The organism is Mesorhizobium maamorense, assembly GCF_044998965.1.
In the GTDB taxonomy this organism is placed as follows: domain Bacteria; phylum Pseudomonadota; class Alphaproteobacteria; order Rhizobiales; family Rhizobiaceae; genus Mesorhizobium.
In genome coordinates, this window is the sequence record NZ_CP173356.1 from 1,052,715 (window position 1) to 1,079,698 (window position 26,984).

The window sequence follows — 26,984 nt, forward strand, 5'->3', positions numbered from 1 at the left end:
CAATTCGGACGGGCCTACTCCCATCAATAGCCCTGCGGTTTCGGCCACGGCATGGTGAACTGGTCGCCGCGCCGCACGAATTTGTAGCGGTAGAAATGGAACCACAGCGAGATCAGGAAATAGAACGCGACCATGGCGATGAGCTGCGAGCCGAAGCCGAGGAAGATGGCGAAGAAGGTGACCACGCACAGGCAGAACAAGACGATCGCCGGCAGCGGGTGAAAGGGATGCGTGTAGCCGCGGCGGATCGAACCCAGAGGCCACTTCTTCCGGAACATCATGATGTTGATGCTCATGAACGTATATTGCAGCACGCCGGACAGGATCGAGAAGGTGATCGCCTGGTTGAGGTCGGCGATAAAGGCGAAGGCGAGCGCGATCGGCAGCAGGAACAGGATCGAGCGGTAGGGCGTGCGGTATCTCGGGTGCACCGCCGAGAACCAGCTCGGCAGGTAGCGATCGCGGCCGAGCGAGAACCAGGCGCGCGCCGCGTCGTTGATGCAGCCATTGGCGGACGCCAGTGCGGCAAGCAGCGTGGCGATGAACAGGAGGTTTTCCAGCAGCGGGTTGCCGGTCAGCTTGCCGGCGTCCCACAGCGGATAATAAGTGATGCCGAGATATTCCCAGGGCATCAGCGAGGCGCAGACATACCAGGTCATGGCGGCGGCGATCAGAAGCGTGATCATGCCGGCCATCGTGCCATAAGGCAGCGAGCGCGCGGGCGAGCGCACTTCCTCGGCCGCCTGCGTGGTGCCCTCGATGCCGAGATAGTACCAGATGCCGAACTGGAAAGCGGCGATGACGCCGATCCAGCCATAGGGCAGAGCATTGTCCGGGGTGACCAACTCGTTGAGCTTCAGCACCGCGCCTTGCGTCCACGGGCTGACCGAGAAGAACAGGATGACGATGGAGATATAGGCGATCGCGGTGATGACGAAGTTGACGTTGAGAGTCATCAGCACGCCGCGATAGTTGAGCCATGCCAGGACGACGATGGTGGCGGCGATGAAGGAGTTGTGGGTGAGACCCTCGACGCCCGCCTTGGCGACGATCGTGTCGCCGAGCAGGATGGCGTCCGACACTTCGAGCATCGTGTAGGCAAAGACCAGGAACAGCGCGACGTTGAAGGCCATCAGCGGCCCGACGATGTGCTTGGCCTGCGCATATTGGCCGCCCGCGGCGGCGACCGTCGACGTCACTTCGGAATCGATCATGGCGACCGAGGTATAGAGCAGCCCGACGACCCAGCAGACAATCAGCGCGGCAAGCGCGCCGCCCTTGTCGGCGGAGAAATTCCAGCCGGTGAACTCGCCGACCAGGACGATGCCCACACCCAACGCCCAGACATGGGCCGGGCCAAGCACCCGAAGCAGCGAGACCCTGTCGCCATTTGTTGCCGAACCCGCAGTTTCAACCACGACCGTCATCGATCAATCCCCACTCAGATCCGGTGTTTTTCGGAAGCGGCTTCAAGTTCGCCTTCGCGCGAGGACGTCAGCACATCCTCGGAGTAGGTCGTATCGACCTTGAACCAATCGTAGAGCATCCACAGCGCAAGCACGATCGAGATGCCCCAGCATGCGTAAGAGAGTACTATCCACATGGTCTGTCCCCGGATTATTTCTCGTCGAACTTCTCGTTGATGACGTCGCGATATTCACGGTCGGATGCCCGGAACAGGAACACGAAATAACCGATCAACACGGCTGCCATGACAACCAGCGTCGGCCAGTCGATGATGTAGTGGAAACGGTTCTGGATGATGTCGTGCGCGGTCTCGGGCGTATAGCCGAGCCTTTCCCAAATCGACGCCATGGTCGGGTTCTGGCCGAGCGCCTCCCAGGTCTTGGCGTCGAGCGCGTCGATGGACTTGGCTGCTCCCGCCAATCCCAGTTTCAGCGGCAGCCACAGCGCCACAAAGATGGCGACCACGACGACGGCGATATCGAAGACCTGCCCGGCCTTGCTCTGTTGCGGCGGCGTGTAGCGGGACATGCTTCTCTCCCCCTCAGGATTTGCGGTTGCGGTCGTAGTTCTTGATGTCGAGCCCGTAGATGAACTCCTTGTCCTCCTTGTAGTGGTTGACCATGGCCAGGATCGCCGCCGTGTTGAAGATCAGCACCGCGGCGGCGGCAATCGCGACGACGGCCTTGATGCCGTCATGCGGGATATGCGGCCATGTCATGAAGAGGACGAAGAGGATCGTCGCCCACAGGCAGACGATCAGGAGCGCGGATCCGCGCAAGTCGGAACGGTACAGCGCCTCGATGCGCTGCTGCAGGTCTGACATCGGTTTTCCCCTTTTTCGACGTCCGGTTCCGAATCCACCGTCCGCCGTTCTCTTTCAAGAGAGTGAAATTTTTTTCATAAATTCAGACCGAATTCGGAAATTGTCAAGGCGAATTTACGCAGAGTTAACCGGCTTGTTCGGATGACGAATTTTGCCTGACAATGAAATTATTTGCTTTCAGGGGATTGCAGGCCCCACGCGTTTGCGATCAATATTCGCTCAAAGCTCCAGCCCGCGCGCACAGGAGCAGGGAACATAATCAAAATATCGAACGGAGGATCGGATGACGGCATCCTGGAGATTTTCAACCCTGGCGAATCGCCATCGCGCGCTGGGTTCGAAACTCGAAGACTGGAGCGGCATGGGCACCGCCTGGACCTACGACAAGGATGCCGACGAGGAATACATCGCTATCCGCACCAAGGCCGGGCTGATGGATGTCTCGGGCCTGAAGAAGGTCCACATCACAGGCCCGCACGCCTCGCACCTTATCGATCTCGCCACCACGCGCGACGTCGAAAAAATCTATCCCGGCAAATCGGCCTATGCCTGCATGCTCAACGAGGCGGGAAAATTCACCGACGACTGCATCCTCTACCGCACCGGGCCGAATAGCTGGATGGTGGTGCATGGCTCGGGAACCGGACATGAGGAGTTGCAGCGGGCGGCGATGGGCAGGGACGTGTCGCTGTGCTTCGACGACAATCTGCACGACCTCTCGCTGCAAGGGGCCGGCGGCGGTCGACTATCTTGCCAGGCACGTGCCGGGCATTCGCGACCTCAACTATTTCCATCACATGCAGACGCAGCTCTTCGGTTTTCCGGTGATGATCTCGCGCACCGGCTATACCGGCGAGCGCGGCTATGAAATCTTCTGCCGCGGCCAGGATGCCGGCACGATCTGGGACAGGATCCTCGACGAGGGCAAGAGCGCCGGCATTATCCCGTGCCGCTTCACCACGCTCGACATGCTGCGCGTCGAGAGCTATCTCCTGTTCTATCCCTACGACAATTCGCAGAAATATCCGTTCGAGAATGAAGGCCCCGGCGACACGCTGTGGGAACTCGGCCTCGACTTCACCGTCAGCCCGGGCAAGACCGGCTTTCGTGGCGCCGAGGAGCACTACCGTCTCAAGGGCAAGGAGCGCTTCAAGATCTATGGCGTGTTGCTCGACGGCAAGGAGCCGGCCGACGAGGGCGCCCCGGTCTATCGCGATGGCAGACAAGTCGGCGTCGTCACCTGCGCCATGTATTCGCCGCTGGTCGAGAAATCGATGGGCATCGTCCGCCTCGACGTCGACTGCGCCGTCAAGGACACAAGGCTCGAGATCCGCAACAGGAGCGGATCGATTAAGGCGACGGCGCAGCCATTGCCGTTCGATGACCCAAAGAAGAGCAAGCGCACGGCGAAAGGCTGAGGCATAGTCGAAGGCGAGGGTTCGAGGCACGAAGCAGAGAATGGCAGCCAAGTCGATCATCAGCCGGCCCGTCTACGGAACCTTGTCGCCGCAGCCCGGCAAGCATCATCTTTTCATCGCCGATGCCGAGGGTGCGCTCGCGATAGCGGACATGGCCAAGACGGCTCCGGACAGGTTCTTCGACGGTGCCGAAATCGTCTTCATTCCCGGGCCGGACGACAAGCATGTCGCCGCTCTCGAAGCGCTGAAACCGGCGCGCTTCCACCAGGCGCCGTCCTTCGCCAGCCTGCTGCCGCGGCTGAAACAGACGCTTGATAACGCGCATATGGGCCTGCGCCTCTATCTCGCCGGTACCGAAGGGCTGATCGGCCAGGCCATGCAGGTGGCGCTCGATGCCGGCATCGACCACACCGCGATCCAGACCGAACATCGCGGCTCGCTGGCGCGCCGCGTGCAGTGCGTGCATTGCAAGGGCATCACCGAGAATGTAACGACGCAACCCGCCACCTGCTCGCATTGCGGCCTGCTACTTCTGGTACGCGACCACTATTCGCGGCGGCTGGCGGCGTTCCAGGGCGTCTGCATCAATGCCGAGGATCGCAGCGAAATTCCTCCGATCGAGGAGGTCTTCCGATGAGCACCGGCACCACCAAACTCGACGTCGTCGTCAGCGATGTTGTTCCCGTCAACGAGCTGGTCACCCGCTTTCATTTCCGCCGCCGCGACGGCGAGCTGTTGCCGACCTTTTCAGGTGGCGCCCATGTCGTGGTCGAGATGCGCGACGGCGACCGCACAAGGCTCAATCCCTATTCGCTGATGGGCTCGCCGCTCGACACGCGCGAATACACGATCTCGATACGTCGCGACGATGTCGGCCGGGGCGGCTCGCTTTTCATGCACCGGAGCGTCAAGCCCGGCCTGGAGATGGTGATCTCCTATCCAGTCAATCTGTTCTCACTCGATCTCCGGGCGAAGAAACATTTGATGCTGGCGGGCGGCATCGGCATCACGCCCTTCATGGCCCAGACCGCGCAGTTGGCAGGCGAGGGCGGCAATTTCGAACTGCACTACACCTGCCGCACGGCTTCGCTCGGCACCTATGCCGATGTGCTGCAACAGCGCTACGGCCGCCGGGTCCGGCTCTATCACGACGACCGCGGGGAACGCATAGACCTCGACCGGCTGCTGTCGTCGCAGCCGCTCGGCACGCATCTCTATGTCTGCGGTCCGGCAGGCATGATCGGCTGGGTGCGCGAGCGCGCCGCCGCGCTTGGCTGGCCACCGGAGACCGTGCATTTCGAGCATTTCGCGGCGCCGCAACCGGGATTGCCCTTCGATGTGACGCTGGCCGTCAGCGGCAAGAGCATCCGGGTCGGCGAGCAGCAGAGCCTGCTCGAGGCGATCGAGGCGGCCGGCGTCGATCCGCCCTATCTCTGCCGCGGCGGCGTTTGCGGCCAATGCGAAACCAACGTCATTTCGTCCGACGGCAAGTTCATCCACAACGACCATTGGCTGAGCGAGGAAGATCATCGCTCCGATTGCAAGATCATGCCGTGCGTGTCGCGCTTCGAAGGCAAATCGCTGGTCTTGGAAAGATAGGAGGCGAGCTTGGGCATCACCTTTCGCAAGGAAACGTTTCGCGACGACTTCACCTTCAGGAACAGCCCTGAGCACATCAGGCGGTTCCCGTTTCCGTTCCATGAAGACAGCTACATGTATGCGATCAACATCGAGCCGCATGTGGTCGGTCCGAAGGGCAGCGTGCTGGAAAACCTGATCGATGTCGACGAGCACTATGTCGCCGAGATGCAGGACCGCGCTCTGGTCCTGGCCGAGGATCCGTTGCGCTGCCAGTCGCTGCCGCACATGACGCTGGCCGGCTGGGATCTGCTCGAACTTCTGATGGAGCAGCAGGCGCTGGGCTATCCCGAGCATTTCACGCTGACCCGAGACGGCGACCGCTGGCGCTGGATCAACCGGCCGCTCGGCATCGACGACACCTTCACCTTCGGCGACACCTCGACGCTGCCTTACGGACCGATGGAATACATCACCCGCCAGAGCCAGGGCGATTTCTGCATCCTCGATCAGCGCGACGGCAATCTTTGGATGGATGCCGGAATGGTCACCACCCAGGCCGACTGGTCGCTCGACTTCGACATCGGCATGAACTTCTTCGAGTGGCACGCTCCGGTACCGCTGGCACATGAAAAGGGGATTTTCGTCAGGGCGCTGAAGTTCCTCATCAACATCCAGCAGGGCAAGCCGGCGCGTCGCCTGAACTGGACCATGACCGTCAATCCGCGCCTCGACACCAGCCCCGAGAATTACCACAAATGGGGCCCGGACCGCGCGACGGTGACGCCCGACAATGTCGGCGACAAGGTGCATCTGCGCGTCGAGTTGCAGAGCTTCTGGCGCCTGCCGCGTTCCAACGCCATCGTCTTCCCGATCCGCTGCTACCTGATCAAGATGGACGAGCTGGTGACGCAACCGAAATGGGCGCGCCGCCTGCACCGCGTCGTCCGCGACCTGCCCGAGGAACTCGCCACCTACAAGGGGCTGACGCGCTACCGCCCGACACTGGTCGAGTGGCTGTCGAAATTGGATGATGGCAGTGCGACGAGCCCGGGATTCGGGCCGGATTGATTGACGCTGCCCTCCAAGCAGCCAATCTCCCCCAAGAGGGGAGATGCCCGGCAGGGCAGAGGGGGCGCCGTGGAGCGCAGGCCTTGCCCAATGTCCAACCTCTAACGCTCCGCGAAACTCACCCGCCGCCCAGCCCGGCCACAATCACGACATGCTGGCAGACACTGTCGATGTCGCGGATAACATCGTCGTTCCAGAAGCGCAGGACGGTCCAGCCCAGGGCTTCGAACTTGGCGGTTCTTGCAGCGTCCAATTCCAACGCTTCGGCTTGGCCATGCTGGGAACCATCAAGCTCGACGATCAGCTTTTTGTCCGGGCATGCAAAATCGACGATATGGCCGGCGATAGGCATCTGGCGCCGAAACCCCAGTCCCATCAACCTATGTGCCCTGATCTCATTCCAGAGCTTGAGTTCGGCGTCGGTCATCACCTTGCGCATCCTGCGCGCATTGCGGCGGTTGTTGGCGGATACGAGATTATGCGTCATCGCGGTTCGCCCCCTCTGTCCTGCCGGACATCTCCCCCTCAAGGGGGGAGATCGGATGCCACTTCGGCTTTCGCCAATCGCCAATGCTGTAAAAAAGGAAATCGAGTCCCCTTACCCCGCGCTCTGCGGATAGCAGATGATCGACAGATAGCGCATGGGCAGTTTCGTCAGTTGCTCCGGTCCGTGCGGGGCGTCGGCGTCGAAGAACAGGCTGTCGCCGGGCTTCATCGGATAGAGATTGCTGCCGTGTCGGTAAACGACCTCGCCCTCGAGCATATAGAGGAATTCCATGCCCTCGTGCTGGAAGGTCGGGAACACGTCCGAATCCTCGGTCAGCGTGATCAGATAGGGCTCGACGACGACGCCGCTGGTGTTCGAGCCGATGTGACCAAGCAGATTGTACTGGTGGCCGGCCCGCGTGCCGCGGCGCTCGACGTCCAACCCTTCGCCCGCCTTGACGAAAACGGCGCTGCGCTCCTCTTCGAAGCGGCGGAAGAAGGCGGTGACGGGAACACCCAGCGCCCGCGACAGCGCCTGCAAAGTGGTCAGCGACGGCGAGGTGATGCCGTTCTCGATCTTCGACAGCATGCCCAGCGAAATGTCGGTGGCGACCGCCAGATCGGCGACGGTGATGCCGAGCTTTTTGCGGAACGCGCGCACCTCGCGGCCGATCGCCACTTCCAGCACCTTTTCACGCGTGTCGCGGATGGCGTGCGGGTTCTGTGTCAGCGGCGCGCGGATGGTCTTCCCGTCCACTGAGACCTTTGGCAGCGGCTTTGCCTTTGCGCCGCCGGCTCCAGCACCGGCCTTTGGATTTGAAGCGTTTTTCGCCATGTCGCCCCCCGGACTTCGCGGATTTATTTCACTCAAGGTGAACATGTTCGGTGGCGATACATGAGCGCAGCCGCGTCGGCAAGCCGTCTTATGTCGCATGCGCCAATCCCGCGATTTCGGCCAATGCGGGTTCTTCGCCAGGAATCCGCCTTGCGCAAACGCCGCTCCCGCAGATGACTGTTGACAGTGCCGAAGGGCCAATTACTGTCACTGCCAGTGAAATTTGTTTCGCTGGGGAAATCAAAAAAATGGAGGCCCGGAAATGAACACTCGCGTTGCCGTCATCGGGGCCGGACCGTCCGGCCTAGCACAGCTCAGGGCCTTCAAGTCAGCGGCCGACAAAGGGGCAGACATTCCCGAGATCGTCTGCTTCGAAAAGCAGTCCGACTGGGGCGGCCTGTGGAATTATACATGGCGCACCGGCCTCGACGAGCATGGCGATCCGGTGCACGGCTCGATGTATCGCTATCTCTGGTCGAACGGGCCGAAGGAATGCCTGGAATTCGCCGACTACACGTTCGAGGAACATTTCGGCCGACCGATCGGCTCCTATCCCCCGCGCGCCGTGCTGTGGGACTACATCAAGGGCCGCGTCGAAAAGTCAGGCGTGCGCAAATGGGTGCGCTTCAACAGTCCTGTGCGCATGGTGACCTTCTCGGACGAGACGAAGGAATTCACCGTCACCGCGCATGACCGCACCAACGACGTCACCTATTCGGAAGAGTTCGACAATGTCGTCGTCGCCTCCGGGCATTTCTCGGTGCCAAACGTTCCCTATTTCGAGGGGTTCTCGACCTTCAACGGCCGCATCCTGCACAGCCACGATTTCCGCGACGCGATGGAATTCAAGGGCAAGGACATCCTGATCATCGGCCGCTCCTATTCGGCCGAGGACATCGGCTCGCAGTGCTACAAATACGGGGCGAAGTCGATCACCTCGAGCTACCGCTCCAAGCCGATGGGCTTCAAATGGCCTGAGAACTGGAAAGAGGTGCCGCTGCTCCAGAAGGTCGTCGGCAAGACCGCGCATTTCAAGGATGGTTCAACCAAGGATATCGACGCAATCATCCTGTGCACCGGCTATCTCCATTCCTTCCCCTTCCTCACCGACGACCTGAAGCTCAAGACCGCCAACCGCATGTGGCCGCTGGATCTCTATGAAGGCGTCGTTTGGGAGAAGAACCCGAAGCTTTTCTACATCGGCATGCAGGACCAGTTCTACACTTTCAACATGTTCGACGCGCAGGCTTGGTTCGCGCGCGACGTCATCATGGGCCGCATCAAGCTGCCGTCCGCGCAGGCAATGGCCGAGCACGGCGCCAGATGGCGGGCGCGCGAGGAGACGCTGGAAGACGCCGAGCAGATGATCTGGTTCCAGGGCGACTACACCAAGGAACTGATGGACCAGACCGACTATCCCGGCTTCGACGTCGAGGCGGTCAACCAGACCTTCATGGAATGGGAGCATCACAAGGTGGAAGACATCATGAGCTTCCGCGACCATTCCTACCGCTCGTTGATGACCGGCACCATGGCGCCGCTGCACCATACGCCGTGGCTGCAGGCGCTGGACGATTCGATGGAGAGCTATCTGGAGGTGAAGGGCGTCGCGGCGGAGTAGCGGCTTTCAGGCCGGCAACACGACCCAGTCGTGGCGGCTTTCGCCATAGACGGCTTGCGTCGGCGCAGGGAAAGACGGATCGGCGAAACAGCCGACCGCGACAGCGACCGCCTCCGGTTTGCGCGACGGATACCAGAACACCGTCGAGCCGCAGTGTCCACAGAAGTGGAACGTGACGGGAAAGCCGCTGTCGGAATTGCGCCGGAATATCTGGGATGAGCCGTCGATGTCGATCGCGTCGGCATCGAAGAAAGCCGCTATCCCGAACGGACTGCCGGTGCGCCGCTGGCAGTCCAGGCAGTGGCAAAGCGATATTTTGGCCGGCTGTTGCGGACAGCGGATCTGCAATTGGCCACAGGCGCAGCGGGCAATCCTGCTGGTCATGTCTTCCTCCCTTGATAAGTTCGCCGGTTGAGCTTTAACCCAGCCTTGCCCGTGCCTTGGCCGTCCAGGCATTGAACAGCCGGTCGGCGACGATGCCGATGAAGGCGATGGCGAGGCCTGCCACGATGCCGCGGCCGGAATCGGCCTTGGACAGCGCGATGAACACCTCCTGGCCGAGATCACGGGTGCCGACCATGGCGCAGATGATGATCATCGCCAACGCCATCAGGATCGTCTGGTTGACGCCCAGCATGATCTCGGGCAGCGCGAGTGGCAATTGCACGCGAAAGAAAGTCTGGCGCGGCGTGCAGCCCGAAACCTTGGCCGCCTCGATCAGTGCCGGCGGCACCTGCCTGATGCCGTGATTGGTGTAGCGGATCGCCGGCACCACGGCGAAGGCGATCGTTGCGATCATCGCGGTGACGTCACCGACGCGGAACAGCATCACCACCGGAATGATGAAGCAGAAGGAGGGCAGTACCTGCAGCGTGTCGATGACGGGCGTGATCACCTTCTCGACGCGGTCGCTGCGCGCGGCCATCAGGCCGATCGGAATGCCGATCAGGCAAGCGATGAAGGCCGAGATGCCGCAGAGATAGACGGTCGCCATGGTCTTTTCCCACAGCCCGGTGACGGCGCAGAAGGCGGTCAGCACTGCCACCAGAGCGGCCAGGCGCAACCCGGAAAGCTGATAGCCCGCAAGGCCGAGCAGGAACACCGCGCCCAGCCACGGAAAGCCCTCGCAGAAGGCGCGCACCGGGTTCAGCACGTTGAGGATCAACGCCACGCGGAACGCCTCGATGACATCGAAGAAATTGATCGTCACCCAATTCACCGCCGCTTTCCACAATGGCGCAGTGGTGAAGGTGATCGCCTTCGGCACCGCCGCGAAGGCAGGCACGAAGAGGCCAAGCAGTGTGGTGGCGATCAGGATGGCGACGGCCAGCGTCAGATTGCGCCGCCAGAAAGCGGGCTGGACTTGCCGGTGGACGTGACCTTTTGCATGGTTGGCGGCGATGGCCTGGCTCAGCCGGTCGAGCGCGATGGCCAGCGCCACGATGGCCAGCCCCGCCTCCATGGCTTCGCCGACCTTCAGCGCACGCAGCGCCAGCAACACGTCATAGCCTAGCCCGCCGGCGCCGATCATCGAGGCGATGATGACCATGTTCAGCGCCAGCATGATCACCTGGTTGACGCCGACCATCAGCGTCGGCCGCGCCGACGGCAAAAGCACGCGCCATAGTTTCTGCCGCGCCGTGCAGCCGGCCATCTCGCTGAAATCGTTGATCTCGGACGGCACCCGCGACAGGCCGAGCATCGTTGCCCGCACCATTGGCGGCGTGGCGAAGACGGCGGTGGCGATCATCGCCGAAACCGGGCTGTTGCCGAACAGAAGCAGCATCGGGATGAGGTACGCGAAGGTCGGGATGGTCTGCATCAGATCGAGGGCAGGGGAGACGATCAGCCTTTCCGCCCAAGGCTTGCGCCAGGCCCAGATGCCGACGAACAATCCCGTGGCGATGCAGAATGGCACGGCGATGGAAATCAGCGCCAGCGTCAGCATGGCGCTGGTCCATTGGCCGAACAGCGCGATGTAGAGAAAACAGCCGCCGACCAGCATGCCGAGCTTGCGACCGCCAGCGGCATGCCCGGCGACAAAGGCTGCCGCGCAGACGCCGATCCAGGACAGGCGCGGCAGCACATAGGCGTCGGCACCGTGGCCGATCTTGAAATTCTTGGCCAGAAGGTCGAGCGCGAAATCGAGCGGCACGCCGAGCACGGCGGTGGTCGACCGCGTCAGCCATGACAGGTTTATCTTTATCCAGCGCATCAGGGCGCTGACCCAATCGGCGACCGGCACGATCGCCTCGGCCGGATAGTTGACAGCCCAGGGGAGACTGTCCTGGAGCAGGAACACGACCAGCACCACCGCAAGCGCTGCGGCCCAGACCAGCAGCCGGGTCTGCGCCGGTCGCGGCCTCGTCCCACTGGCGCTTGCCGTTACTGTCATGCACCGGCTCCTGACCTCTCGATGCCGGCGAGCAGGTCGATCACCGCTTGCGGCGTCACCTCGCCGATCGGCTTGCCGCTGCCGTTGACCACCGCGAACGGTCTGCCGACCGCGACGATGCTGGCCGAGAAGCTGGCAATCTTGGCCTCTGGCGCCACCGTGCCGCCATGCTCGGCGCCGTCGCAGGCGCGCATCAGGCTCTTCGCCGAGATCACCTTGGCGCGGTCGACGTCGCGGGTGAATTCGGTGACATAGTCGGTCGCGGGATCAACCACCAGTTCCTCCGGCGTGCCGATCTGGATGACTTCGCCATCCTTCATGATGGCGATGCGGTCGGCCAGCCTTATCGCCTCGTCGAAATCATGGGTGATGAAGACGATGGTCTTGTGCAGCATGGTCTGCAATCGCGTCAGCTCGTCCTGCATCTCGCGGCGGATCAACGGGTCGAGCGCCGAGAACGGCTCGTCGAGGAACCAGATCTCCGGCTTGGTCGCCAGGCTGCGGGCGATGCCGACACGCTGCTGCTGGCCGCCTGACAGCTCGCGCGGATAGAAATGCTCGCGGCCGCGCAGGCCGACAAGCTCGATCACGTCGCGGGCGCGTGCTTCGCGCGTCGCGCGGTCCTGCCCCTGGATGCTGAGCGGAAAGGCGATGTTGTCCAGCACGTTGAGATGCGGCAGCAGCGCGAAATTCTGGAACACCATGCCCATGCGGTGGCGCCTGAGTTCGATGAGCGCCGCATCGGAGATCTTGAGCAGGTCCTTGCCCTCGAACTCGACCTTGCCGTGCGTCGGCTCGACCAGACGCGACATGCAGCGCACCAGGGTCGACTTGCCCGACCCCGAGAGCCCCATGATGGTGAAGACCTCGCCCTGGCGGATTTCAAGATCGACGCCGCGTACCGCCCCGACCAGTCCGGCAGCGGCGATATCGGCCATGCTGGCCTTGCCGTCGCGCTCGCGGATGAAGCTGGCTGCGTTCGAACCGAACAGTTTCCAGACATTGCGGCAGGCCAGCTTTATCGAGCGGGCATCCTTTGGCGCGCCCGCAGCGTTCGATTCCTGTTCGGTCTTGTCAGGCATTCAAGCGTCCTTCTGGAATATCGACGATTGAGACCCGGCCGATCGACGGCCGGGTCTCATTCTCCAGTCGGAGCGATCACTGTGCCCAGGCTTTCCAATCGGCTTCGTGGGCGGCGATCCAGGCGGCGGCGACGTCCTCCGGCGTCTTGCCGCCGAGGTCGATCTCGCCGCTCATCTTGTTGAGCTCGTCGGTGTCGACCGTGTAGGCCTTGGCCACCTTGTAGGCGACGGGCCATTTGTCCTTCATGCCGTTCCAGGCATATTTCCAGATCTCGCCATGCGGCTTGCCGCAATCATATTTGGCATCGGGATTCGTGCCCCATTTCGGGTCGCTGTAGCATTCGGGCGTGTATTCGGGGAACTCGACCCACTCGCCCTTGTATTTGGCCGGCGCCCAATGCGGCGAATAGATCCACAGCATGATCGGCGCCTTGCGCTGGTAAGCGGAATCGAGCTCCGCGAACATCGCCGCGTCGGTGCCGGCGTGGATGACGGTGAATGGCAATTTGAGTGCCTCGACGCGCTCGTCGTCAAAACCCTCCCAGGTCACCGGACCGCCGAGATAACGACCCTTGGGCGCCGTCTCGGCCGTCGAAAAGGCCTCGGCGCATTTCGGATCTTTCAGCGCTTCCCAATTGGGCAGGCCCGGGCATTTCTCCTTCATATATTCGGGGAACCACCACTCTTCCTTGGCCTTGGGGCCGAGCTTGCCGAGGCGTTCGGTCTGGCCGGTGGCGTCGGAAGCCTTCATCGCCTCGCCGGCGGTCGTGTCCCAGAATTCCAGGCCGATATCGAGGTCGCCATTGGTGAGACCGGTGGTCAGGCTGGAGAGGTAATCGGCAGTCGGATATTCGACGGTGTAGCCGAGCTTTTCGAGAATACCGCCGAGAATCTTGGCGTTGAGATTGACGCTGGTCCAGTCGAACAGCGCGATCTTGATGGGATCGTTGGATTCAGGGGCTGCGGCGTGGACGGAAAGCGTTGGCAGGCTCAGTGCCGCGAGCGCGGCGGCGCCCAGGGACAGTTTAGAAACTCTGCTCCGAAATGACATGCTTGTTCTCCTTCAAGCTGTGACGGTTATCGTTCGTTCCCTTCTTGCGTCTTTCTGCCCTTGTTGGGTTTTTTCTTGATTGTGTTGGAAAGACCTGCCTTTGCGCAAGGCCGTTTCCGCCATCGCGCGGCCAAAACCGGCGCAGGCGGGATTGTGCTGAGTTTTTGATTTGCGGAAATGGTGCTGAGAGGGTCGGCGTCCTAGCTGCCGACGCATCGCTGCGACAGCGATCATCTGCGGGTCGATTGCCAGCCTTATGGCGCCCTGCAAAAATGCGAGCCATCAGGGTCCCCTGACCTCGGCTATCGGCCCGGCAAGCCCCATCGCCAGGACGGTTTCATGGGATGAAAATATATATACCAACGTTCATCGGGCGCAACGACTAAGGCTTGCTGGATGCATAATTCGGACCGCAGGCGAGGTCGCACCCAACCCGCCTGCCGAGCCACCTTACCAGCAGACGTAGCCGCCATCGACGATCAGGTCGAGGCCGGTGACGAAGCTCGACGCGCGGCTGGCCAGGAACACGGTCGGCCCGACCATTTCCTCGGGCGTCGCCATGCGCCCCATCGGCGTGTCGCGCTTGAAGATCTTGATCTCTTCCGCCACCTCCGGCCGCTTGTTCATCGGCGTCAGCGTGTAGCCCGGGCTGACCACGTTGACGCGCAGGCCGCGGTCGGCCCACTCCATGGCGAGGCTCTTCGACATGTGGATGACGGCGGCCTTCGAGGAATTGTAATGCGCCTGCGTCAGCCCGCGATTGACGATGGTGCCCGACATCGAGGCGATGTTGACGATCGAGCCCTTGCGCCGCGCCAGCATCTTGCGCGCTTCGGCCTGGCAGGACAGGAACACGCCGGCGACATTGACCTCGTGCACCTTCCGCCACGTCTCCAGGGCCATCGTCTCGGCCGGCTCCGATCCGGCGATCCCGGCATTGTTGACGGCAATCGTCAGGGCGCCGAGTTCGCTCTCGACGCGGTCGGTCGCCGCCGCGAGATCGCTCTCGGACGTCACCGTGCCCGTCAGCACCAGCGCCTTGCGCCCAAGCGCGGTGATACGCTGTGCGGTCTCCTCCAGCCCGCCCTTCGATGCATGGCCGAAACAGGCGACGTCGGCGCCGGCCTGCGCCAATCCGATCGCGATTGCCTGGCCGATGCCGCTGCCGGCACCGGTAACCAGCGCGACATCGCCGTCCAGCTTGAAAAGATCCATCGATAGCCCTCCCTGCTTCAGGGAGGGTATGCGCTGTCCCGCGTTCCGATCAAGCCTTCAGCGCGGGCATTGCGACACGGCTAGAAATAGCCGTCGGAGGCGGCCGTGGCTTCTTTCGGGATCTCGACGCCGTCGACCAGGATCTTGTCGACCAGTTCGTGATGGAAGCAGACCAGGCCCTTGATGCGCTCCGCCTCATGCACCGGCTCCGGATAGTACCAGACGAGGTTCTCGTGGCGCTTCTTGCCCGTCGTCACGTGATAGTAGTTGGAGATGCCCTTGTAGGGGCAGCGCGAGATGTAGCGGCTGGGCGCGAACATATCGAGCCGCGTGTCGGAGATCGGCAGATAATGGCGTACCGGATGGCCGGTCTCGAACAGGAACACGCCGCGCCGTGAATCAGCGACCTGCTCGCCGTCCAGGATCACCTGCACCCGCCGTGTCGACGGCAGGCAGTCGACCCGTCGGAACGGGTCGCGGGCGTGGACGAAGATCTCCTCGTCCTCCTCATACCAATGCGTCATCTTGGGCCAGTAGAAGGACATGTAGTCCGCGATCGGCGGACAGCTCTTGACCGGGTCGAGATAGCGCCAGGCGGCATCCTCGACCAAGGTGATGCCGGTGTTGAGCGAGTAGTGCGTAGCCAGGCCCTTGAACGGATCTTCCGTCGTCGTCCTGCTCGGCAGCAGGAACTCCTCGCGCACATCACTCATCGGGAAGTAGTAGACCGGCAGGTGATCGGATTCGTAGAACACCAGCGCCCTGGTCGTGTCGGCGACGATCATCGATCCCACTTGCACGCGCAGCCGCTTCTGCGTCGGCATGGTGAAGGCGACGTAGCCGGGCTCGAACTCATACTGCACGATCGTGTCGAGCAAGGGAAAATGCGGCCCACGGCCGCGCAAATGAGGCTTGCGAATGGTAGTCTCCCGTTTCTTTTGTCATCGAGTGTTGGCGCAGAGCGAGATGGACCTGGACTGAGTCATGGTATCGGAGTGGGTTTCCGGGCGGCGGGCTTCTCCTGAGTCGAGCGGCTCGAACAATGGCCCCCCATCGCCCTTCGCAGCCCGCTGGCGAATAGCCTCGCCGCCCGAAATCAGAAATTGTCCATCCAGCCTCTATCCCAGCGACACCCGGTCGAGCAGCAGGCCGGCGGCGATCGGCGGCAGCCCGCTGACATTCTTGCGCACCGGCACCAGGAGGTCGGGGAAATAGCTGAAGATGACAGGCGTCTCGTCGAGCAGCAGCTTCTGGATGTCTGACGCCGCCGCGCGCTGCGCGCCGATGTCGAGCGCCTTGAGATAGGAAGTGACCATGCCGTCATAGGCGGCGCTCTTGAAATGCGCCGCATTCCACGGGCCGTCGCTGACCAGCGGGCTTTTCAGGAACACGTTCGGCACGCTGCGATGGGCGTAGTCGGTGATGCCGAGCGGGCTGTCCAGCCAGTCCGATTGACCGAACACCGCCTTGCCGTAATATTTGTCCTGGTCCTCGATGTTGAGCGAGACGCGCGCGCCGATCTCCTTGGCGAAGTTCTGGAACAGCTGCGCGTAGCCGGGAATGTCGGAGTAGCGCAGCGTCGTCAGCGTGATGTCGAAGCCGCTGCCGAGGCCCACGGCTTCCATAAGCTGCTTGGCCTTGGCGATGTCCTGGGCGCGCTGCGGCACCGTTCTGTCGGTCGCGGGGAAGGCCGGCGCAAACGGGCTGTCATTGCCGGTCGCCGCCATCCCGCGGCACAGCCCATCCACCAGCTTGGAACGGTCGATGCACAGCGCCAGCGCCTGGCGCACGCGCTTGTCGGTGAAAGGCGCCATGTCGCAGCGCATGTGGAGCTGGCGGTGCGCGGTCGAGGCGACGCGCAGCACGGTGATGTCGGGGCTGTTCAGCACCACTTGGCTGACATCGAGCGGAACGGCGTCGAGAATGTCCACTTCGCCGGCCTGCAGCGCCAGGATGCGCGGCTGGACATCGCCGTAAAATTTGAACTCGAGCCGGTCCGGCAGCGCCTTCTCGCCCCAATAATCGGGGTTGCGGATGAAGGTCGCGCCGACTTTCGGCGTGTAGGTCTCCAGCCTAAACGGGCCGGTGCCTTCAAAGGTTTCTTCGTAATCGCCCTTGTAGTTCGCCGGCAGGATGACGGCATTGTAGTTGTCGATCGACACCGAATAGGGAAAGCTGCCGTTCGGCACGTCGAGATGGAAGGCGACGGTGTGGTCGTCGACCTTGCGGGTGCCGCCCTTCGACAGCAGGCCCTTGAACACCGAAAGCGCGTTCGAGGCCCCGTCCGGGTCGGCCAGCCGGTCGAAGGTCGCGACGACGTCGTCGGCCTTGAAGTCCTCGCCATTGTGGAATTTCACGCCCTTGCGCAGCTTGAACGTCCAGACGCTGCCGTCCTCGTTCGGCGACCAGCTTTCCGCCAGCACCGGCTTCAGCGTGAGGTCCGGCTGTGTGACGCAGAGGAATTCGGCGGTCTGGAAAACCAGCTGGTAGCTGCCGCTGTCGTAGTAGGTGACGGGATCGATGGCCCCGCCTGGCGTCGCCACGCCGGCGCGCACCGTGCCGCCCGGTTTGCCTTCGGCGCGGGCTTCTTGCGTGCCGAGACCGGCGGCGGCGACAAGGCTGCCCAAGAACGGCAGCGAAAGGCCGAGAACGCTGCCATGGCGCAGGAAATCGCGCCGGTCGAGCCGGCCGGCCAGCAATTCGTCGACAGCGGAATTTTCGATTGCAGTGAGATTCCGGCGAGCGATGTCGATCCTCTCGAAATGCTTCGGCATGGCTGCAATCCTCGCTTGTCTTGGGGCAGGCCATCTAATTCATCGTTGACCGCCAGCGGAAAGCGATATTTTTTGATAGGGGCCATCGGAATTTTCGATGCGGAGAGCCAAGACATGGACACCGAAAACCTGCGCAGTTTCCTGGAGATTGCCGAGCATGGCAGCTTCACCGTCGCGGCCAATCGGCTGAACCTTGCCCAGTCCACCGTCAGTGCGCGGATAAGAGTGCTGGAGGAGCAGTTGGGGCGACGGCTTTTCGTCCGCGAACGCGATGGCATCACGCTGACGCCGGCCGGCCGCCAGTTCCTGCCGCATGCATCCGCAATCACCCGTACCTGGGAGCAATCGAGGCAGGACATCGCCGTTCCCGATGGCTACGAAACACTGCTGCGGCTGACCGCGCCCGCCTATCTGTGGGAGCGCATCACTTCGCCATGGGTCGAATGGATGCGCGCCGAGCGGCCGAAGGTGGCGTTGCGGCTCGAGGGCAGTTTTCCCGATCTGGCGATCGATCAACTGGCCGAAGGTCTGCTCGACATCTGCATCCTCTATCTGCCGCGGCCGCATCCCGGCATTGTTTACGAAACGCTGGCCGTCGATCAGGTGGTGCTTGTCCAGCATGCCGCCCAGACGAAGCCGTGGACCGAGAACTACATACTGATGGACTGGGGGCTCGAATTCCGCATCGAGCATGATCGGGCGTTTACCGGCATGGTCAAGCCGGCCATTTCGGCCGGCCTGGTCTTCATCGGGTTGCAGCACGTGCTGTCGCAGCAAGCCGCCGCCTATCTGCCGCTCAGCGCCGTCAGCGCCCATATCGAGCGCGGCGAAATGAAACGCGTCGCGAACACGCCCGTGTTCCAGCGGCCGATCTATCTTGCCTATCCCAGCAATCCGGCGTCGTCGGATGTGCTCGACGTGGCCTTGGCGGGATTGCGGGCACTGACGAGGGATTGGGCCGGCGAGCAGGGCTTTGCCGAGGGCGACCGGTCCTTCAGCATGGCCGGCCATCCGTGAAGGGCAGGGGCCGTATGTTCGGCTACGCCGGCTCGGTATCGACCGCTGCCGGCCTCTGCAGCCTGGCGAGTTCCGCGTAGGGAATATGGCAGCGGATCGAGTGTCCGGGGCGCGCCTCGGCCAGCGGCGGTTCCTGCTGTTCGCAGATCGGGCCGATCTTGCGTGGGCAGCGCGTGTGGAAGACACAGCCCGGCGGCGGATTGGCGGCGCTGGGGATTTCGCCGTCGAGACGGATGCGCGCCGTCTCGGTCTGGTCGAGCCTGGGCACGGCCGACAGCAGCGCTTCGGTGTAGGGATGATGCGGGCCGGAGAAGACGTCTTCCGACGGGCCGAGCTCCATGATGCGGCCGAGATAGAGCACGGCGATTTTGTCGGAGAGGTAGCGCACCACGCCAAGGTCATGCGAGATGAAGATGTAGCTGACGTCTTCCTTCGCTTGCAGATCGGCGAGCAGGTTCAGGATCGCGGCCTGCACCGACACGTCGAGCGCCGAGGTCGGCTCGTCGCACACGACGATGCGTGGATCGCCGGCGAAGGCGCGCGCTATGGCAACGCGCTGTTTCAGTCCGCCCGACAGCTGGCGCGGCTTCACGGCCAGATGCCGGTCGGTCAGCCGCACCGAGCGGACGAGGTCGTCGAGGCGCGCCTCGAGCGCCTTGCCGCTCAACCCTGCCAGCCGCTTCAGCGCGCGGCCGATCAGATGCCTTATCGAATGCGACCGGTTGAGTGCGGAGTCCGGATTCTGGAAGACGATCTGCATCGCCTTGACCTGGTCGTCGCTGCGGTCCCCCAGCCGCGGCGCCAGCGCCTTGCCCTCGAGCTCGATGCTGCCGCCGTCGTCGGGCGGCACGAGGCCGAGCAGCAGCCTGGCGAAAGTGGTCTTGCCGCTGCCGGATTCGCCGACCAGCCCGAGCGTTTCGCCCGGCCTGAGATCGAGCGACACGTCCTTCACCGCGCGCAGCGAATGGCCATGGCTGGCAAAGGTCTTGTTCAGCCCGGCGACCCGCAATACCGGCGCGGCTGCGGCTTTCGGCGCGGCGGGCGCGTCGCTGGGCGTCGCGCGCGGCAGGGATTGCGCCTTCTCGTGATAGTGGCAGCGCGACAGCCGGCCGCCCAGTTCGTAGAGCGGCGGCAACTCGTTGCGGCAGCGGTCGGTAGCGAGAGCGCAGCGGTCGGTGAAGGGGCAGCCCTTGATGTCGGCCCCGATGCCGGGCAAAAAGCCCGGGATGGTGTCGAGGCGGCCCTGGTCCTTGCGCTGGCCGCCGCGCGGCAGGCAGCGCAGCAGCGCTACCGTATAGGGATGGCGCGGATCGTTGAAGACGGCCTCCGTCGGCCCTTCCTCGACCAGCATGCCGGCATAGAGCACGCCGACGCGATCGCACATGTTGGAGACGACGGCGAGATTGTGGCTGATGAACAGGATCGAGGCCGACAATTCTTGCCGCAGCTGCGCGATCAGGTCGAGCACCTCGGCTTCGACGGTCGCGTCGAGGCCGGTCGTCGGCTCATCCAGGATCAGCATCGAAGGATCGTTGGCCAGCGCCATGGCGATCGCCACGCGCTGCTGCATGCCGCCGGAAAGCTGGTGCGGATAGCGTTGCATGACGCTGGCCGGATCGGAGATCCGCACCCGGTTGAGCATGGCGATTGCGCGATCCTCGGCTGCCTGCCCCGTTTTGCCCCCAAGCTCGAAGATCTCGGCCAACTGGCGACCGATGCGGATCGACGGGTTGAGCGCCTTGCCGGGGTCCTGATAGACCATGGAGACGCTTTCGGCGCGCATTTGCCTGAGCGCCTCGGCATCGAGCTTCATGACGTCCTGGCCGTCGAGCGAGATCGCGCCGCCTGATATCGAACCGTTTCGCGGCAGGTAGCGCACGACGGAAAGGGCGACCGTGGATTTGCCGCAGCCGGATTCGCCGACCAACCCATAGGCCTCGCCCTGGCCGATGGTCAGGCTGAGATTGCGCAGCACCGCCCGGTTTCGGCCGGAAACACGATAGGCGACCGACAGATCGTTGAGGTCGAGTGCGTTCTGGGCCTTCGCGTTCCGGGTCTTGGAGGGTTCAGTCATTGAACGCTCCATGCACGCCGTCGGCCGCCAGGTTGACGCCGATCACCAGCGAGGCGATGGCGAGCGCGTCGAACAGCACGGTCCACCAGAAGCCGCCGCCGATCATGCCGTAATTGCTGGAAATCGAGAGGCCCCAGTCCGGCGACGGCGGCTGGATGCCGAAGCCCATGAAGGAAAGCGTGGCGACCGCGAAAATGGCATAACCAAGCCGCACGGTGGTTTCGACCAGGATCGGCGGAATGACATTGGGCAGGATCTCGACGAACATCGTATGCAGCGCACTCTCATGCCTGAGCTGGGCGGCGGCGACATAGTCGAGCTCGCGCTCAGCCAGCACCGCCGAGCGCACGGTGCGCGCGATGATCGGCGCGAAGCTCAGGCCGATGACCACGATGACGGTGGTCTTGGACGTGCCGAGCGCCACGATGGCGAGCAGCGCCACGATCACCACCGGGATTGCCATGAAGGCTTCCAGGATGCGGCTGACGACATCGTCGACAATACCGCGGAAGTAACCGGTGAGCAGCCCGAGCGCGGTGCCGGCCACCGTCGCCAGCAATGTCGCCAGCGGCGCGACGGTCAGGATGTCGCGCGAGCCGACGATGACGCGCGAGAAGACGTCGCGGCCGATCTGGTCGGTGCCGAACCAGTGTTCGGCCGAAGGCGGCGCCAGCGCGTTGATGATGTCGTCGGCGAGCGGATCGTAGGGCGCGAAATGTTCGCCGAACAGCGCACAGGCGACCCAGAACAGCACGATGGTGATGCCGACGAGGAAGGTGCCGGAGCGAAGCAGCGAGGACAAAACCTCCGCCAGGGGGCTGCGCTGGCGGGTGTCGTCCTGTCTGGCGGGACTGGTCTGGACGGCGCTCATTGTTCTGACCCCAGCCGGATGCGTGGATTGAGCACGGAATAGAGGAAGTCGGCCACAAGGGTGGCCACGGCATACACGATGCCGATGGTCAGGATGCCCGATTCCAGCATCGGGAAATCCTTGCCCCGCGCAGCGGTGAAGATCAGCGAGCCGATACCCTGGTAGCGGAACAGCGTCTCGATCACCACCAGCCCGCCGATGAGATAGCCGGTCTGGGTGGCAATGACGGTGATGGTCGGCAGCAGCGCATTGCGCAGCACATGGCGCCAGATCACCGTGCGCCAGGGCAGGCCCTTGAGCACCGCGGTTCGCGTATAGTCGGAATCGAGCGCCTCGATCATGCCCGAGCGCGCCATGCGCGCGATATAGCCGAACAGCACCAGGAACAGCGGCAGCGCCGGCAGGATCAGGTAGTAAAGCTGCGTGAAGAAACCGGCATCACGCGGCCATGCCGCCGAGATCGGCAGCCAGCGCAGCCAGACGCCGAAGATCAGGATCAGGATGATGCCGGTGACGAACTCCGGCAGCACCGTCACCGACAGGCCGCCAAGGCTGATGATGCGGTCGAGCGGCCGGTTGAGGTTGAGGGCTGCGACGACGCCGCCAAGGATGCCGATCGGCACCACCAGCACGAAGGCGACCGCCGCCAGCTTCATCGAATTGCCTAGCGCATCGATGACGAAGGGGGCGACCGGCGAGCGGAAGATGTAGGACGTGCCCATGTCGCCCTGGACGAAGTTTGAAATCCAGCTCCAGTACTGGGCAAGCAGTGGCCGGTCGACGCCGAGTGAATGGTTGAGCGCATCGACGGCGCGCTGGTCGGCGAACGGCCCCAATATGGCGCGCCCGACATTGCCTGGAAGCACCTGTCCGCCCAGAAAGACCATGATGCTGAGCAGGAACAGCGTGACGAGCGAAAGCGAGACGCGCCGGACAAGGAAGGAGAGAATGGCTAACACTCCTGAGTAGCCAGCTCCCGTCAGGAAGCTGGCTGTTATAGGATTGGCTTTCCCTTCCGCTCAGGCCTTCGACGCCTTTTCGAGGAACAGCTGCGACATCGCGGTCGGCTGCACGCCGGCCACGCCCTTCGCCGTCGCCGTCAGATAGTCGTAGAAATAGCCGAAGATGACCGGCGTCTCCTCGAGCAGAAGTTTCTGGATCTTGCCTGCCGTCGCCTTCTGCGCTTCGAGATCGAGGGCCGCGATATAGCTGGTCGCCAGCGCGTCGTAGTCCTTGTTCTTGAAGTGCGCCGCGTTCCACGTGCCTTCGCTCTTCAGCGGGGCGGCAAGATAGACGTTCGGCACGCCGCGGTGGCCGTAGTCGGTGATGCCCATTTCCGAGTCCAGCCAGTTCGATTTGCCGAACACGGCGTCGCCGTAATAGGCGCTCTGGTCGAGGATGTTGAGCTCGAGCTCGATGCCGATTTCCTTGACCCAGTTCTGGATGAGCTGGGCGTATTCGGGGATTTCGAGATAGCGCTCGGTGGTCAGCGTCATCTTGAAGCCCTTGCCCGCGCCCGCCGCCTCCATGAGCTGCTTGGCCTGCGCGATGTCCTGCTTGCGCTGCGGCACGCTCGCATCGGTCGAGGGATAAACCGGGGCGAACGGGCTGTCGTTGCCGGCCACGGCGCGCCCCTTCATCAGGCCCGCGACCAGCTTGTCGCGGTCCAGGCTGAGCGCGATGGCGCGGCGCACGCGCGCATCCTTCATCGGCCCGTCGTCGCAGCGCAGGTGCAGTTGCTGGTGTGCCGACGATTTCAGGCTGATGATGTCGATGTTGGGATCGTTGAGCAGCGCCACGCCAGACAGCACGGGCATCTGGTTGATGATGTCGACCTGCCCGCCCTGCAGCGCCAGGATCATTGGCTGCATGTCGGCAAAGAACGTGAATTCGGTGCGTTCCGGCAGCGCCTTTTTCGCCCCAGTAGCCTTCGTTGCGGACGAAGGAAGCGCCGACCTTCGGCGTGTATTTGTCGATCTTGAACGGCCCGGTGCCGTCGAAGCTCTTTTCGTAGTCGCCCTTGTAGCTCGCCGGCACGATGACGGCGTTGTAATTATCGGACGACACCATGTAGGGAAAGTTGCCGTTCGGGGCGTCGAGGTGGAATTCCACCGTGTAGTCGTCGACCTTCTTGCTGGCGCCCTTCGACAGGATACCGGTGAACACCGACAATGCGTTGGACGAGTTGGCCGGGTCGGCGATCCGGTCGATGCTGGCCACCACGTCGTCGGCCTTCATTTCGCCGCCTGAGTGGAACTTCACGCCCTTGCGCAGCTTGAAAGTCCACACCGAGCCGTTGTCGTTCGGCTTCCAGCTTTCAGCCAGTGCCGGCTTGAGCACGAGATCGGGGCCGTCGACGCAGAGGAACTCCGCGACTTGCTGCATGATCAGCAGGCCGCCGGCATCGGCGATGGTGACAGGGTCGATCGTCGCCGCCGGCACGCTGCTTGCGACGCGGATCGTGGCGCCTGGCGCGCCTTGCGCCCGGGCGAGCGACGGCATGGCACCGAGGCCCGCGGCCGTGGTGATGCCGCCCAGCAGCGGCAGCGACAGGCCGAGCAGGCTGCCATGGCGGATGAAGTCGCGGCGGCTGACACGGCCGTCGACGAGACCGTCGATGAGGTGATTTTCGAGCGGCGAGCGATTGCGCCGGATGAGGTCGAGAATGCGATAATTCTTGCTCATGGGTTTGACCCTTTCCCCTGTTTCTTATGGTTGACGAAAATTCGCGACTACACCGTTTCCGGTCGCCAGAGGCCTGTAGACCGGGACTGTAGCACGCGGTTTTGTCCGGTCCATCCAGTCCTTGGCGCGGACGTGCCGGTTTCTGGGCTGCACTGCTTCCTCTGGTCCGTGGCCACCCTCTCCGACCGGGATCGCGGCGGCTGGCTTCTTCTGTTGTGGCCGGCCGCCATCATCTAGTTCAGCGGCAAACGACGGTAAGTTCCGGGCTTTGCCGGATCGTGATATTTGTTGCAGGGCCCGTTCTCGGCGAAGTCGCGATGGCAGGCAGCGAGCCGTTCTCGCGACAATGTGATGCCGAGACCGGGTCCCTCCGGCACAGGCACGACATTGTTCCTCGGGCAAAACGGTCCTTCCTCGGTGATGTCGGTCGGTTGCATGCGAAACAGCGACTGGTTCGGTTCCCGTATCCAGCCGAGCGCCGCGCATAGATGCAGGTAGGCGGCGCTGCCGATGCCGCTGTCGCCGCTGTAGCACCAGAAATCGATGCCGGCGTGCTCGCAGGCGCCGACGAAGCGCAGCATGCGGCCGATGCCGCCATGCGCGGTTGGATTGCCGACGAAGGCGTCGGGCACCTTGAGGTCCATGGCGCGGGCGATGTCGATGTTGTGGGTCGAGAACGGGATCGAGCAATGGCGCCTGAGTTCGCGCATCTCCTCGATCGTCGCCACTGGATCCTCCCAATTGCGCACGCTAAGCTCTTCCAGCGGCCACGTCAGTCGCCGGGCGGTGCTGAGCGAATAGGCCTGGTTGGAATCGATGCGGATCATTGCATCGTCGCCGAGCTTCCTGCGGATCAATTCGATCATCTTCAGCGAGATTTTTGGATCCTGCGTCGAGAACTTCCCTTCGAAGAAGGTCGTTCCGTGGGTCTCATGAAGCTCGACGCAGTAGTCGGCGACTTCCTCCGCTGTCGTCTCGCCTTTCACGCTTGGCCCGTCGCCGCGCAGCGAAAAGTAATCGGTGAACGGGATCTCCTTGCGCACGGCGCCGCCGAGCAGTTGGTAGAGCGGCTGGTTCCACGCCTTGCCGCGCAGGTCCCAGAGCGCCATCTCGATCGCGCCGAAGGCCATGATGCGGGTGCGGTCGTTGATCGACTGCACGCCGGTCCAGTAGGGCAGGCAGACATGCTCGGCGCCGGCGATGTCGAAGGCGTCGCGGCCCACGAGCCGGGGTGCCAGGATGTCGTTGATGATCGCGGCTGCTGCCGGCATCGGTGCTTCGCCGAGGCCGATCAGGCCATCTTCGGTCTCCACTTCGACAATGGTCGGCGAGAAGCCGTCGAGTTCACCGAACACCCAGGCATAAGGCGCCTCGAGCCTGAGGTTGATCGGCGTCGCCTTGATGCCGCGGATTTTCACCGGCCGACCTCGAAGAAGGGTTTGCCGAGAAGATCCGGGACGACGTCGATGCCGAGGCCCGGACCATCCGGAACGCCCATGCGGCTGCCGGTGACCGGCGGCTTGTTCGACGCCGTGCGCACCGTCACCCATTCGTGGAACGCGATGGCGTGCAGGCGGCGCTCCTGCGGCGTCGACAGCGACAGATGCGCCATGGCTGCCGTGTCGATCTCGGCGCCGCCGGTATCCTCGACGGTGATCATGAAGCCGAGGTCGACGGCGACATCGCGGATCAGCCGGGTCCTGCCGACGCCGCCGAGCCGCGAGATCTTCAGCGTCAGCCCGTCGGCCGCGCCTCGGCGATGGATTTCCAGCATGTCCTCGAGCGAGGTGACGGATTCGTCGAGCACCATCGGCTTGTCGAGCATGCGGCGCACCGACATGTTTTCCTCGATCGTCGTGCAGGGTTGCTCGAATGTGTAATCGATCGAGCGCGTCGCATCGGCGAACTGGCGCGCCTGGTAGGGCGTCCAGCCGGCATTGGCGTCGCAGAAGATGACAGTGTCTTTCGGCACTGAGGCGGCGACCGCCGTGACGCGTTCGATGTCGTCGCGGACGTTGCCGCCGACCTTGACCTGCAGCCGGTGGAAGCCGTCCTGGACGATGCGCTGCGCAAGGGCGGCCATGGCATCGACGCTGCCATGGGTGACGACCTTGTAAAGCTCGGCCGTATCGCTCTCCTTGCCGCCCAGCATCGTCACCAGCGGCACGTCGGCGGCGCGCGCGGCGAGATCCCAGCAGGCCATGTCGAGCGCCGACTTGATGTAGGGATGCCCTTTGAACACGATGTCCATCAGCCGGCCGATGCCGGCGAGGCCGCGCGGGTCGTGGCCGATGAGGTGCGGGGCGATCTCCATAACGCCGGCACGGGCGCCCGCAGGGAAGGCGGCCGAATAGAAATTACCGAGCGGCGCCATCTCGCCCCAACCGGTGATGCCATCGTCCGAGGTGATGGCGACGATCACCGCGTCGAAGGCGTCGGCGACGCGTCCCTTGGACATACGGTAGGGGCCGTCCACGAAGGGCTGCACGACATGGTAGGCTTTGATGGTTGCGATCTGCAC

At 63.2% G+C, this 26,984-nt stretch carries 24 protein-coding genes and 2 pseudogenes; 7 read left to right on the plus strand and 19 right to left on the minus strand.

The window, feature by feature from the left end:
- Nucleotides 1-23: 23 nt before the first annotated feature.
- From ACIU1A_RS05430 to ACIU1A_RS05445, 4 genes are read right to left on the minus strand one after another with little or no spacing between them, the layout of a single operon-like run.
- Nucleotides 24-1,427, minus strand: a complete 1,404-nt coding sequence (locus tag ACIU1A_RS05430; protein ID WP_140514701.1) for an APC family permease — start codon at nt 1,425-1,427, stop codon at nt 24-26.
- Between the two features lie 14 nt (nt 1,428-1,441).
- Complete coding sequence (locus ACIU1A_RS05435) at nt 1,442-1,603, minus strand: hypothetical protein (protein ID WP_140497871.1); 162 nt, start codon at nt 1,601-1,603, stop codon at nt 1,442-1,444.
- Nucleotides 1,604-1,617: 14 nt separating this feature from the next.
- Nucleotides 1,618-1,995, minus strand: a complete 378-nt coding sequence (locus ACIU1A_RS05440) for a hypothetical protein (protein ID WP_140497873.1) — start codon at nt 1,993-1,995, stop codon at nt 1,618-1,620.
- Between the two features lie 13 nt (nt 1,996-2,008).
- Nucleotides 2,009-2,290, minus strand: a complete 282-nt coding sequence (locus ACIU1A_RS05445; protein WP_140514705.1) for a hypothetical protein — start codon at nt 2,288-2,290, stop codon at nt 2,009-2,011.
- 283 nt (nt 2,291-2,573) lie between these two features.
- Here ACIU1A_RS05445 and ACIU1A_RS05450 point away from each other — a divergent pair.
- From ACIU1A_RS05450 to ACIU1A_RS05465, 4 genes and pseudogenes are all read left to right on the plus strand, one after another.
- Nucleotides 2,574-3,708 (plus strand): annotated as a pseudogene (locus ACIU1A_RS05450) (aminomethyltransferase family protein).
- A gap of 40 nt (nt 3,709-3,748) precedes the next feature.
- Complete coding sequence (locus ACIU1A_RS05455; protein ID WP_140520859.1) at nt 3,749-4,345, plus strand: dimethylamine monooxygenase subunit DmmA family protein; 597 nt, start codon at nt 3,749-3,751, stop codon at nt 4,343-4,345.
- On the plus strand, nt 4,342-5,307 hold the full coding sequence (locus ACIU1A_RS05460) for a PDR/VanB family oxidoreductase (RefSeq protein ID WP_404926815.1): 966 nt from the start codon (nt 4,342-4,344) through the stop codon (nt 5,305-5,307). Before ACIU1A_RS05455 ends, ACIU1A_RS05460 begins: the two co-directional genes overlap by 4 nt.
- Before the next feature lie 9 nt (nt 5,308-5,316).
- Nucleotides 5,317-6,357 carry a heme-dependent oxidative N-demethylase family protein gene (locus tag ACIU1A_RS05465; RefSeq protein WP_404926816.1) on the plus strand — a complete coding sequence of 347 codons (1,041 nt, stop codon included), beginning with the start codon at nt 5,317-5,319 and terminating at the stop codon, nt 6,355-6,357.
- Between the two features lie 118 nt (nt 6,358-6,475).
- Here ACIU1A_RS05465 and ACIU1A_RS05470 read toward each other — a convergent pair whose 3' ends face one another.
- A complete protein-coding gene (locus tag ACIU1A_RS05470; protein WP_224705000.1) occupies nt 6,476-6,844 on the minus strand; it encodes an endonuclease domain-containing protein in 369 nt (122 codons plus the stop codon).
- Nucleotides 6,845-6,955: 111 nt separating this feature from the next.
- Nucleotides 6,956-7,678 (minus strand): XRE family transcriptional regulator, encoded by a 723-nt coding sequence (locus ACIU1A_RS05475; RefSeq protein WP_140497887.1) that lies wholly within the window; start codon nt 7,676-7,678, stop codon nt 6,956-6,958.
- A gap of 262 nt (nt 7,679-7,940) precedes the next feature.
- Here ACIU1A_RS05475 and ACIU1A_RS05480 point away from each other — a divergent pair, with 262 nt between their 5' ends.
- Nucleotides 7,941-9,299 (plus strand): NAD(P)-binding domain-containing protein, encoded by a 1,359-nt coding sequence (locus tag ACIU1A_RS05480; protein WP_404926817.1) that lies wholly within the window; start codon nt 7,941-7,943, stop codon nt 9,297-9,299.
- A gap of 6 nt (nt 9,300-9,305) precedes the next feature.
- On the opposite strand, the gene ACIU1A_RS05485 is transcribed toward ACIU1A_RS05480, so the two are convergent.
- The 7 genes from ACIU1A_RS05485 to ACIU1A_RS05515 form a co-directional block, all read right to left on the minus strand.
- Entirely contained in the window at nt 9,306-9,683 is a 378-nt protein-coding gene (locus ACIU1A_RS05485; RefSeq protein ID WP_140649038.1) for a GFA family protein, read from the minus strand.
- A gap of 34 nt (nt 9,684-9,717) precedes the next feature.
- The gene (locus tag ACIU1A_RS05490) at nt 9,718-11,694 is read right to left on the minus strand and encodes an ABC transporter permease (protein WP_404926818.1); all 1,977 of its coding nucleotides are present in this window, start codon (nt 11,692-11,694) and stop codon (nt 9,718-9,720) included.
- Entirely contained in the window at nt 11,691-12,776 is a 1,086-nt protein-coding gene (locus ACIU1A_RS05495; RefSeq protein WP_404926819.1) for a glycine betaine/L-proline ABC transporter ATP-binding protein, read from the minus strand. Before ACIU1A_RS05495 ends, ACIU1A_RS05490 begins: the two co-directional genes overlap by 4 nt.
- 76 nt (nt 12,777-12,852) lie before the next feature.
- On the minus strand, nt 12,853-13,827 hold the full coding sequence (locus ACIU1A_RS05500) for an ABC transporter substrate-binding protein (protein ID WP_140514717.1): 975 nt from the start codon (nt 13,825-13,827) through the stop codon (nt 12,853-12,855).
- Nucleotides 13,828-14,277: 450 nt separating this feature from the next.
- Nucleotides 14,278-15,042, minus strand: coding sequence for an SDR family oxidoreductase (locus tag ACIU1A_RS05505; protein WP_140497899.1), 765 nt, complete (start codon nt 15,040-15,042; stop codon nt 14,278-14,280).
- 80 nt (nt 15,043-15,122) lie between these two features.
- Nucleotides 15,123-15,920 carry a DUF427 domain-containing protein gene (locus tag ACIU1A_RS05510; RefSeq protein ID WP_404926820.1) on the minus strand — a complete coding sequence of 266 codons (798 nt, stop codon included), beginning with the start codon at nt 15,918-15,920 and terminating at the stop codon, nt 15,123-15,125.
- A gap of 240 nt (nt 15,921-16,160) precedes the next feature.
- Complete coding sequence (locus ACIU1A_RS05515; protein WP_404926821.1) at nt 16,161-17,816, minus strand: ABC transporter substrate-binding protein; 1,656 nt, start codon at nt 17,814-17,816, stop codon at nt 16,161-16,163.
- A 114-nt stretch (nt 17,817-17,930) separates the two neighbouring features.
- Between ACIU1A_RS05515 and ACIU1A_RS05520 the strand changes: the two genes are divergently transcribed.
- Complete coding sequence (locus tag ACIU1A_RS05520; RefSeq protein ID WP_404926822.1) at nt 17,931-18,833, plus strand: LysR family transcriptional regulator; 903 nt, start codon at nt 17,931-17,933, stop codon at nt 18,831-18,833.
- A gap of 22 nt (nt 18,834-18,855) precedes the next feature.
- On the opposite strand, the gene ACIU1A_RS05525 is transcribed toward ACIU1A_RS05520, so the two are convergent.
- The 4 genes and pseudogenes from ACIU1A_RS05525 to ACIU1A_RS05540 all read right to left on the minus strand — a co-directional run bounded on the left by ACIU1A_RS05525 (nt 18,856) and on the right by ACIU1A_RS05540 (nt 24,163).
- The gene (locus ACIU1A_RS05525) at nt 18,856-20,907 is read right to left on the minus strand and encodes a dipeptide ABC transporter ATP-binding protein (RefSeq protein WP_404926823.1); all 2,052 of its coding nucleotides are present in this window, start codon (nt 20,905-20,907) and stop codon (nt 18,856-18,858) included.
- The gene (locus ACIU1A_RS05530; protein WP_140497909.1) at nt 20,900-21,778 is read right to left on the minus strand and encodes an ABC transporter permease; all 879 of its coding nucleotides are present in this window, start codon (nt 21,776-21,778) and stop codon (nt 20,900-20,902) included. The genes ACIU1A_RS05525 and ACIU1A_RS05530 overlap by 8 nt, the downstream gene beginning before the upstream one ends.
- Entirely contained in the window at nt 21,775-22,728 is a 954-nt protein-coding gene (locus ACIU1A_RS05535; protein WP_140498118.1) for an ABC transporter permease, read from the minus strand. The genes ACIU1A_RS05530 and ACIU1A_RS05535 overlap by 4 nt, the downstream gene beginning before the upstream one ends.
- Nucleotides 22,729-22,797: 69 nt before the next feature.
- Nucleotides 22,798-24,163 (minus strand): annotated as a pseudogene (locus ACIU1A_RS05540) (ABC transporter substrate-binding protein).
- On the opposite strand from ACIU1A_RS05540, the gene ACIU1A_RS05545 reads away from it, so the two are divergent.
- Nucleotides 24,155-24,700: a hypothetical protein gene (locus ACIU1A_RS05545; protein ID WP_404928102.1), complete on the plus strand. Its 546-nt coding sequence runs from the start codon at nt 24,155-24,157 to the stop codon at nt 24,698-24,700. The pseudogene ACIU1A_RS05540 and the gene ACIU1A_RS05545 sit on opposite strands and share 9 nt — an antisense overlap.
- Here ACIU1A_RS05545 and ACIU1A_RS05550 read toward each other — a convergent pair.
- Nucleotides 24,697-25,881, minus strand: a complete 1,185-nt coding sequence (locus tag ACIU1A_RS05550) for a mandelate racemase/muconate lactonizing enzyme family protein (protein ID WP_404926824.1) — start codon at nt 25,879-25,881, stop codon at nt 24,697-24,699. The two genes, ACIU1A_RS05545 and ACIU1A_RS05550, sit on opposite strands and share 4 nt — an antisense overlap.
- Nucleotides 25,878-26,984 (minus strand): mandelate racemase/muconate lactonizing enzyme family protein, encoded by a 1,107-nt coding sequence (locus ACIU1A_RS05555; protein ID WP_404926825.1) that lies wholly within the window; start codon nt 26,982-26,984, stop codon nt 25,878-25,880. The genes ACIU1A_RS05550 and ACIU1A_RS05555 overlap by 4 nt, the downstream gene beginning before the upstream one ends.